Origin of the sequence: Streptomyces rhizoryzae (assembly GCF_023155275.1) — a bacterium.
GTDB lineage: Bacteria > Actinomycetota > Actinomycetes > Streptomycetales > Streptomycetaceae > Streptomyces > Streptomyces rhizoryzae.
Genome location: NZ_JALMUV010000091.1, coordinates 1 through 8,947 on the forward strand (window position 1 = coordinate 1; position 8,947 = coordinate 8,947).

The following is an 8,947-nucleotide window of genomic DNA, read 5'->3' on the forward strand; positions in this document are numbered from 1 at the left end:
TAAGAGACAGCCCTCCCCCCCCACGTCAGAACACCCCTTCCCCCCTCACTCGTATCTGCGCGCCTCCCCCACCCCCATGGCACCGGCCACCGCGGCAGCCAGCGGGGTGATGTCGTCGGCGGCGAGGCCGGAGACGGTGATGCGGATGCCGGGGGGCGACTGCATACGGAAACGTGCGCCGGGGGCGACCGCCCAGCCGGAGTGCAGGAGGCGGGACACCGCGCCCGTTTCGTCCGGGACCGGTACCCAGACGTTCATCCCGCTGCGGCCGCGGGCCCGGACCCCCCGTTCCGCCAGGGCACGTATGAGGGCGTCCCGCCGCTCGCCGTAGGCGCCGGCGACCGCGGCCGGGCTGACCGCGGAGGTCCGCCAGAGGTGGGCGACCGCGTGCTGGATCAGATGGCTGACCCAGCCTGGGCCGAGGCGCTGGCGGCCGCGGAACCGGTCGATGGTGACGGTGTCGCCGGTGAGCGCCGCCAGGCGGAGGTCGGGACCGTACGCCTTGGCCGTGGAGCGGACCAGGACCCAGTGGTCGGTGGCCCCGGCGAGCGGACGCAGCGGGAGGTCGACTATGCCGTGGCCGTGGTCGTCCTCGATGAGGAGGACATCGCGGTGCCCGGAGAGCAGGGTGCGGAGTTCGGCGGAGCGGGGGCCGCTGAGGGCGGCACCCGTCGGGTTCTGCGCACGGTCGGTGACCATGACCGCGCGGACCCCGCTGTCGAGTGCCGCGGCCATCCGCGCGGGGATCGGGCCATCGTCGTCCACCCCGACCGGCACGGGGCGCAGGCCGAGCGCCGGAATGAGGTCCAGCAGGCTGCCCCAGCCGGGGTCTTCGACCGCGACCGCGTCGCCGGGCCGCAGGTGCGCGGCGAGGACCCGCTCGATGGCGTCGAGCGATCCGCTGGCGACGGCGACCGGCGACTCCGGCACTCCGTCGCGGAGGAAGGCCGCGCGGGCCAGTGCCTCCAGGTCGTCGTCGATGGCGGGCATGCCGTAGAGGACGGGGCGCCGGGTGTTGCGCGCCGCGGCCTCGGCCAGCGCTTCCTCAAGAGAGGGCAGCAGGGCGGGGTCGGGGTTGCCGTCGGCGGCGTTCCGGACGCCGGGGGGCACGACCGCCTGTAGCGCCTCGCGTGAGGTGCTGGCGGGGCGTGGGCGGATGCGGCTGCCGCGCCGGCCCGCCGTTTCGATCACCCCGCGGTCGCGGAGCGTGCGGTACGCGGCCGCGACGGTATTGGGATTCACCTCCAGATAGACCGCCAACTCCCGTAGGGGAGGCAGTACTTCGCCCGGTTGGAGCTCGCCCGCACCGATGGCTCGCTCCACACTTGCGGCAATCTCCGATGCGCGCCGCCCTTCGATCCGATACTCTCCTAGCACAAAATTGATTATGTACTAGTGCAATGGAGTTCGCAATGGCTGTGGGTAAGTCTTTCGCCGCGACCGAGCGCACCGTCCCCACCCGCGCCCGTGAGCGGGCCAGCTACGACGAGGCGACGGTGCACGCGATCCTCGACGAGGGCTACGTCTGCCACCTCGGCTTCGTGCGCGAGGGTGCGCCGGTCGTCCTGCCGACGCTCTACGGCCGGGTCGGCGACCGCCTGTACGTGCACGGTTCGACCGGCTCCCGCCCGCTGCGGATGGCCGGCGGACAGGAGGCCGACCCGGGCCTGCCGGTCTGTGTCACGGTGACCCATGTCGACGGGCTGGTCCTGGCCAAGTCCGCTTTCCACCACTCCATCAACTACCGCAGCGTCGTCGTGCACGGCACCGCCCACCAGGTCACCGACGAGGAGGAGAAGAAGGCGGCGCTCGACGCCCTCGTGGACCACGTCCTGCCCGGTCGCGCCGCGGACTCCCGCCCCGCCAACGCCAAGGAGCTGGCCGCCACGGCCGTGCTCCGCCTCGACCTGCGCGAGGTCTCCGCGAAGCTCCGCACGGGCGGCCCGTCCGACGAGCCCGAGGACCAGTCCCTCCCGTACTGGACCGGCGTCCTCCCCGTCTCCCCCGTGTACGGCGCCCCGATACCGGCCGACGACCTCGCCCCCGGCACCCCCGAGCCGGCCTACCTCTCCGCCCGCTGAGGAGCCCCGATGCTCATCCACCCCTGGGACGCTCCCACGGACGACGCCGAATGGCAGGAGTGGCTGACCGCACACGACTTCGGCCAGCTGGCCGTCAACGGCTCGCCGGGCGAGCCCCCGTGGGTCCAGCCGCTGCACTTCGCGTACGACCCGGCCCGCCGCGAGGCCGTCGCCCACCTCGCCCGCCCCAACCCGATCTGGCCCGCGCTCCAGGAGCGGCCCACAGCGCTGCTGAGCGTGGTGGACGACTACACCTTCATCCCCGGCCCCTGGCAGGCGGAAGAGGACACTCCACCCGAACACGGCGTCCCCACCAGCTTCTACGCCGCGGTCCAGCTCGTCTGCACCGCGCACATCGTGGACGATCCCGAGGTCAAGGCCGAGCTGCTGCAACGCCAGACCACGCACTTCCAGCCGGAGGGCGGCTCGGCCCCGGTGGTCGCGGGCCAGGCGCCGTACGGGCGGCTGCTGTCCGGTATCCGGGGGCTGCGTCTTGAAGTGCACGAGGTGCGGGCCAAGTTCAAGTACGGCGGCAAGCGATCCGAGTCGGTCCAGCACCGCATATCCGACCGGCTCGCCGAGCGCGACGGACCGGGCGACGCCGCGGCCCGCCGCCACCAGCAGCGCCGCCTGGCGGCCGGCGCCCTCACCAGCCGCCCGGGGAACGGCCCCGCCGCCCGCACGTAACCACCCGGCTCGCCCGACCCACCTCACACCGCATCCACGGCAAGGCGACAAGACGACAACGGCCCCGGCGGGGCATGGGCCAAGCCCCAACGGCCCGGCCCCGCCCACCCGCTGACCGGTCCCGCCCCAAGCGTCGCCCGCGTCCCGGACGCCTCGGCCCGTCTCCCCGGGGCATCCACCGCCCCGCCCCGGGGCCGCGCCCTGCCCCCTCCCCCTCCAGCAATCTCCGTTGCCGAAATCGGGAACGGCGCGGTGCAATGGAGGGGTGGAACACTCACCCGATATCGCCCGCTCCCTCGCCGAGGTCGGCCCGCGCCTGAAGCGGGTGCGGACCGAGCGGGGCGTCACGTTGTCCGCGCTCTCCGAGGCCACCGGCATCTCCAAGAGCACCCTGTCCCGTCTGGAGTCCGGCCAGCGCCGTCCCAGTCTGGAACTGCTGCTCCCCATCGCCCAGGCCCACCAGGTCCCGCTGGACGAACTGGTCGGGGCGCCCGACGTCGGAGATCCGCGCGTCCGCCTGAAGCCGCGCAACCTGCACGGCACCATGGTGCTGCCGCTGACCCGTCACCCCGGCCCGCTACAGACCTTCAAGATGGTCATCCCGGCCGACCGGAACTCTCCCGACCTGCGCACGCATGAGGGTTACGAGTGGCTGTACGTGCTCGCCGGGCGGCTGCGGCTGGTGCTGGCCGACCATGATCTGGTGATGGGGCCGGGTGAGGCAGCCGAGTTCGACACCCGGCTGCCGCACTGGTTCGGGAGCACCGGCGACGGCCCGGTGGAGGTGCTCAGCCTCTTCGGGCGCCAGGGCGAGCGGATCCACGTGCGTGCCCAGCCCCGCTCCCGTACGGCGAACGCCGACGACGACTGAGCAGGCAGCCGTCCCACCCCTGCCCCGGGGCCCACGGCAGCTGTCCCCCGCGACCCCGGGGGCTCCGACGAGAGGCCGTCCCCTTCCTGCCACGAGGGCGGCGCCGCTCGCCCGTCACCGGGAGAAGCCCGCGGCCCCGTCCCCGCCCCCGGGGCCGCCCGGCTCCCTCATCCCCTCGGACCCGCGCCACCCCCGCGTGCCTCGCTGACCGCCAGGCCGGCGACGGCCGTCAGCAGCACCCCGGTGCCGGCCGCCGTGGCGGCGGTGAGCCGTTCGCCGAGGAAGAGCACCGCGAGGGCGGCTGCCGAGACCGGTTCGATCAGGGAGATCACGGAGGCGGTCGCGGCCCGTACGGCGGCGAGGCCGGCGAAGTAGAGGCCGTAGGCCAGCGCGGTGGGGACGGCGGCGATGTAGCCGAGCAGGATCAGGCTGCGGCCCAGGTCGTGGCCGTGCGGCCAGAGGCCCTCGGCCGCGGCGAGCGGCAGCAGGCACAGGGCGGACACGGCGAACGCGCTGATCGTGGCGGTGTACGGGTCGCCGGTGCCGCCGCTGCCCAGGCGGCGGGTGGTCAGCGTCATGACGGCGCAGCCGACGGCGGAGAGCAGGGCGTAGCCGACGCCGGCCGGGTGGACGGTGGTGGCGCCGCTGCCGCCGCCGAGGACGAGGATCAGCAGACCGGACAGCGCCCCGGTGACGGCCACGAGGCCGCCCGCGCCGAGCCGTTCGCCCATGGTGAGGCGGGCGCCGAGGGCGATGAGGACGGGGCCGGCGCCCATGGTGATGACGGTGCCGACGGCCAGTCCGGTGGTTTCGACGGCCGCGAAGTAGGCGGCCTGGAAGACGGCGAGGGCGGTGCCGGTGGCCGCGGCCCGGGCGGCACGGCGCCGGAGCGGTTCGGCGGAGCGGGGTGCGGGGGCGGCGGAGAGGCCGGTGCGGTGGCGCCGGACGGCTCGTACGGCGAGCAGGAGGAGCAGGCCGCCGAGTGTGCGCCAGAAGGTGAGGGCGACGGGGCCCAGTCCGCTGCCCCGGTAGAGGAGGGCGGCGGCCGCGCCGGCGGTGCCCCAGGCGGTCGCGGCGGCACAGACGTAGGCGAGTCCCCGGCCCACGGGCAGGGCGGGAGAAGGCAGGGTGTGCATGGGAGGTGTGCTCCGGGAAATCCAGGACGGCGTGATGTGACGCCGTCGGATGGTCGCGTGATCCCGTGTGCGGGCAGCGTCGACCGGCTCGGGTCCATGCCCGGGCCGGGATTTCCTCGGAGGCCGCCGCCCGCCTTACGCGGCGGGAGGGGGCAGCACAGTCAAACGCATGATCGGGAGCTTATGCCGCGGGCGAACCGGTCGACAAGTCGTCACCGGAGGCCGCCGCGCGGCCTCCGGCCCCTGGGCCGGCGTCCGCGGCGCCCACCGGCCCCGCAGCGGTCGCGGCGGGGGGCGCCACGGGTGGCTGCCCGGTGGCCGTGGCCGCGGCCTCCCCTGCCTCGTTCCCGGTGCCCGGTTTCGCGGACTGGGCGATGAAGGCGCCGATGAGGACCACCGCGCCACCGGCGAGCTGCGGTGCGGAGAGGTGTTCGCCGAGCAGCACCCAGGCCAGTACGGTCGCGATGACCGCTTCCAGGCAGGCGACGACACCGGCGACCTGCGGGGAGAGCCGGCGGATGGAGACGACGCCGGTGAGGTAGGCGGCGACGGTGGCGACCAGCACGATCCAGGCGAGCAGCAGGGCGGCGGGGACGGGGACACCGTTCATCTCGGCGGTGCCGGCCAGGACCGGCCACCGCAGGGACCACGGGCGGGCGATGGCGGTCAGGACGGCCGCGCCGATCAGCAGACCGTAGGCGATCACGCCCAGCGGGTCCGCGCCGGAGTCGCCCTCGCCGTCGCCGCCGTGGTCGGAGAGGACGAAGTAGCCGACCTGGCAGCAGGCCGCGCCGAGCGCGAGGGCCAGGCCGAGCGGGTCGAAGCTGAGGCCGGACCAGATCTCGACGACGCAGGCGAGTCCGCCGACGGCCAGGACCACGCCGACGGCGGCGGCTCGGGTGACGGGCCGCTTCTGGACGAACCGCACCCAGCCCAGGACCAGCGCGGGCGCGAGGTATTCGATGAGCAGCGCGACCCCGACGGGGATACGGGAGAGCGCGGCGAAGTAGCAGGCTTGGACGCCGGCGACGGCCAGCAGTCCGAAACCGGCGAGCAGGGCCGGGCGGCGGCGGGGCAGGTCGCGGTGGCGCCAGGCGACGGGGAGCATGACCAGCGCGGCGCCGGTGACCCGCAGCCAGGTGACGTGGAGGGGTTCGAGGCCGGCGGCTATCAGGGGTTTCGCGGCGACGCCCGAGCCGCCGAAGGCCAGCGCGGAGAGCACGGCGATACCGAGCCCGGTGCCGCGTCCGGTGGGCCGGGCCCCGTCCGGGCCGAGGACGGTGGACGGCGGCCGGGTCCCCCGGGACCCGGATGTTCCTTGGGCCGGGCCGGTCGTGCGACCCGCCGGGCTCCCCGATGACGCGTGCATCGGGTCATCATGACAGCCGTGGTCAGCAGCGTCATCCTCCAAAACCCCTGTCTCACCTGGCGATACGCGCCCCGGGGCGGGGGCCGGCCGGGACTGCGGCCAGACGGAACGGCGGGCGGGAAGGCTGGGCGGAACGGCGGGTGGGGGGCGGCCGCGGGCGGTGCCCGCATCCAGGCGAACCGGTCAGCCGGCCGCGGGACGCGGGCCCCGTCGAGGCAGGCCGTCAGCCGACCACGGAATGCTCGTCCGCACCCCCAGACAGGCGATCAGTCGGCCGCGGGACGCTCGTCCGCACCCCAGGCAGGCGGTCAGCCGACCACGGGACGCCGGTCCCCGACGAGGCGGGCCCTCAGCCGACCGCCGGTCGCCGGCTCCCCTCCCCACAGGCCGGTCAGTCAGTCGCAGGACGCTCGTCCCCGTCCAGGCGGGCGGCGAGCCGGCCGGTGTCGACGGAGGCGCGGCGCAGGACTTCCACGGCCCGGGACTCGGGGTCGTCGACCAGCGCGGCGAGCAGGTCGAGGCACCCGGCGCGGGTGGCGTAACGGGCGTGCGCGCGGTCGCGGGCGCCGTCCATCGCGGCGGCCGCGGCGGGTGACCAGCCGGGGACGCCGCCTTCGGTGACCACGGGGACCGCTCCGGAGTCCTCGACGGTGCCGTGCCATTGCAGGCCGTAGCCGATGCTGCGCTGGACGAGGTAGCCGAGCAGGCGCGCGACCTGCGCGCCGTCGTCGAAGACCTCGCGGACGGCCGGGTCCCACTCCAGGAGTCCGTGCAGGAGGTGCGCGGTGTCGACCTGCCGGTCGCCGTCGCGGGTGGCCCGTCTGCGGGCAGCGGAAACCACCGACGCGAGCTCCACGGTGAGCCGGCTGTCGAGGTCTTCCGAGGCGGGACGATCCCCGCCACTGTACGCCGTACGGTTTTGCACAGCCCCACCCCACCAGTCCGTACGGGCCGGAACATCCCCGGCGGGAAGCATTTGTGCATCCCCCCGTGGTTGGGGACGACCACACACGATCTCATCCTTACGGAGGATATGCGGAGAGATGATGAAGGTCAGACATCCCGCCGGAATCGGACGCCCCGCGACCTTCGCGCAAAACCTGACACCCCATCAGCAATACTCCGGCCACCACGCTCGTCGCTCTTGCACCTTGCCCCCTGCACGGCTACGTTCCGCGCACCAGTCAGGTCGCCGTCACCGAAGGGGAGCCCGCATGGCCGATGTCACCGCCCAGGCCCGGATCGAGGCACCGGCCGAAAAGGTCTGGGACCGCCTCACCGACTTCAACTCCTACGGGCAGTGGAACGCCACCCATACCGACTTCCCGCACGGCGGCCCGCAGCCCCTCCAGGTGGGCGCGACCTACCAGGAGAACATGAAGCTGATGGGCTTCCCGGCGGAGGTGAACTGGACCGTGCGGGAACTGGAGCCGGGCCGGCTGCTCGCCGTGCAGGGCAAGGGGCCGATGGGCGTCAACCTCGGCATGCGCTACCGGCTGACGCCCGACGGCGGGGCGACGGAGGTCCGGATCGAGGGGACCTTCACCGGCGCCGCGGTCTCCCTGATGGCGGCCAAGCTCAAGGACTCGGCGAGCGCCGCGCTCAACGAGTCACTACGCAAGCTCACCACCCTGACGACCTGAACGGCCCCCGACAGCCGCACCCTCCGACCACCACCACCCGGACCCCCTCCCCCGCCCCACCCTCCCCTCCTCGATCAGTCCACCCCGGCCAGCCCTCTCCGGCCAGCCCTCCCAGGCCAGCGCTCCCCGGTCAGCCCTCCGCGGTCAGCCCTCCGCGGTCAGTCCTCCTCCGCGAGGATCAGATACAGCTCCTTGCGGGCCTTGTTGACCACGGCCATGGCCTTCTCCCGCTGCTCGGGGCTACCGGTGGCCCACACCTGGCGGAACGCCTCGACCAGGCCGCCGCCCGCCTTGCGTATCTCGTTCATCGCCTCCCAGTCGACGCCGCGGCCGGCTTCCTCCCAGGGGGCGTCCGAGCCACTGTCGGCTTCGGCGCGGCCGGCCTCGGTCAGCGAGAACAGCTTCTTGCCGCCCTCGCTGGCGCTGACGATCAGCCCCTCGTCCTCCAGCAGCTGGAGGGTGGGGTAGACCGAACCGGGGCTGGGCTTCCACGCCCCGCCGCTCCGCTCGGCGATCTCCTGGATCATCTCGTACCCGTGCATCGGGCGGTCCTTGAGCAGCGCCAGTATCGAAGCGCGCACATCGCCGCGCCGGGCCCGCCCGCGCGGACCGCCGCCCCGCCCCCGGCCACCCCCGAAGGGCGGGCCACCGAAGGGCGGACCGAAGCCGCCGAAGGCGGAGCGCCGCCGCTCGAAGCCACCACCGAACTCACCGCGGCCACCGCGCCGCCCCTGGCCGTAGCGCTCGTGCCCGTGCTCAGACCCAGGTCCGTACCCGTGGGAACGCATCACGCGCCCTCCATCTCATCTCCGTCGTCCGATATCAGTGCATTGCGCACGCACTATCGCTCGCCATCGCTGATCGATCGCGATGCTTCAACGATATATCGGGACTGTTCGCCGAACAAGAGTCTGTGGAAAACCTTCCACACCGGCCCGCGCCCGGCGCCGCCCCCCGCCGCACCCGCCAACTGGCGCCGCTGGTCGGCGGGTTACCACTGCACCGGCGGCGGGCGCGCAGCGGAAAGAAAGGTGCGTCGACGCCCGGCCGAGAGAAGGCGCCCCATTGCCGGGCCCGCGCGGAGGCACCCCCGCGCTGCCCCACCCCACCCCCGCACCCCCAAAGCCACCCCTCCCCCAACCCAGCCCACCCCCCAATCC

General features: G+C 74.0%; 9 protein-coding genes. 4 read left to right on the plus strand and 5 right to left on the minus strand.

Annotated features, from left to right (window positions below; all coding sequences use genetic code 11):
• Positions 1–45 precede the first annotated feature (45 nt).
• The gene (locus MUU72_RS34585; RefSeq protein ID WP_248017423.1) at positions 46–1,377 is read right to left on the minus strand and encodes an aminotransferase class I/II-fold pyridoxal phosphate-dependent enzyme; all 1,332 of its coding nucleotides are present in this window, start codon (positions 1,375–1,377) and stop codon (positions 46–48) included.
• A 35-nt stretch (positions 1,378–1,412) separates the two neighbouring features.
• On the opposite strand from MUU72_RS34585, the gene MUU72_RS34590 reads away from it, so the two are divergent.
• The 3 genes from MUU72_RS34590 (at position 1,413) to MUU72_RS34600 (ending at position 3,639) form a co-directional block, all read left to right on the plus strand.
• Complete coding sequence (locus tag MUU72_RS34590; protein WP_248017424.1) at positions 1,413–2,081, plus strand: pyridoxamine 5'-phosphate oxidase family protein; 669 nt, start codon at positions 1,413–1,415, stop codon at positions 2,079–2,081.
• A gap of 9 nt (positions 2,082–2,090) precedes the next feature.
• A complete protein-coding gene (locus MUU72_RS34595) occupies positions 2,091–2,768 on the plus strand; it encodes an FMN-binding negative transcriptional regulator (protein WP_248017425.1) in 678 nt (225 codons plus the stop codon).
• Between the two features lie 265 nt (positions 2,769–3,033).
• On the plus strand, positions 3,034–3,639 hold the full coding sequence (locus MUU72_RS34600) for a helix-turn-helix domain-containing protein (protein ID WP_248017426.1): 606 nt from the start codon (positions 3,034–3,036) through the stop codon (positions 3,637–3,639).
• Between the two features lie 167 nt (positions 3,640–3,806).
• On the opposite strand, the gene MUU72_RS34605 is transcribed toward MUU72_RS34600, so the two are convergent.
• The 3 genes from MUU72_RS34605 to MUU72_RS34615 form a co-directional block, all read right to left on the minus strand.
• Complete coding sequence (locus MUU72_RS34605) at positions 3,807–4,775, minus strand: DMT family transporter (RefSeq protein ID WP_248017427.1); 969 nt, start codon at positions 4,773–4,775, stop codon at positions 3,807–3,809.
• 181 nt (positions 4,776–4,956) lie between these two features.
• Positions 4,957–6,144, minus strand: a complete 1,188-nt coding sequence (locus MUU72_RS34610; RefSeq protein WP_248017428.1) for an EamA family transporter — start codon at positions 6,142–6,144, stop codon at positions 4,957–4,959.
• Between the two features lie 391 nt (positions 6,145–6,535).
• Positions 6,536–7,069, minus strand: coding sequence for a Clp protease N-terminal domain-containing protein (locus tag MUU72_RS34615; RefSeq protein ID WP_248017429.1), 534 nt, complete (start codon positions 7,067–7,069; stop codon positions 6,536–6,538).
• Between the two features lie 289 nt (positions 7,070–7,358).
• Here MUU72_RS34615 and MUU72_RS34620 point away from each other — a divergent pair, with 289 nt between their 5' ends.
• Positions 7,359–7,787 (plus strand): type II toxin-antitoxin system Rv0910 family toxin, encoded by a 429-nt coding sequence (locus MUU72_RS34620; RefSeq protein ID WP_248017430.1) that lies wholly within the window; start codon positions 7,359–7,361, stop codon positions 7,785–7,787.
• Between the two features lie 158 nt (positions 7,788–7,945).
• Here MUU72_RS34620 and MUU72_RS34625 read toward each other — a convergent pair whose 3' ends face one another.
• Entirely contained in the window at positions 7,946–8,575 is a 630-nt protein-coding gene (locus MUU72_RS34625; RefSeq protein WP_248017431.1) for a PadR family transcriptional regulator, read from the minus strand.
• Between the last annotated feature and the right edge of the window lie 372 nt (positions 8,576–8,947).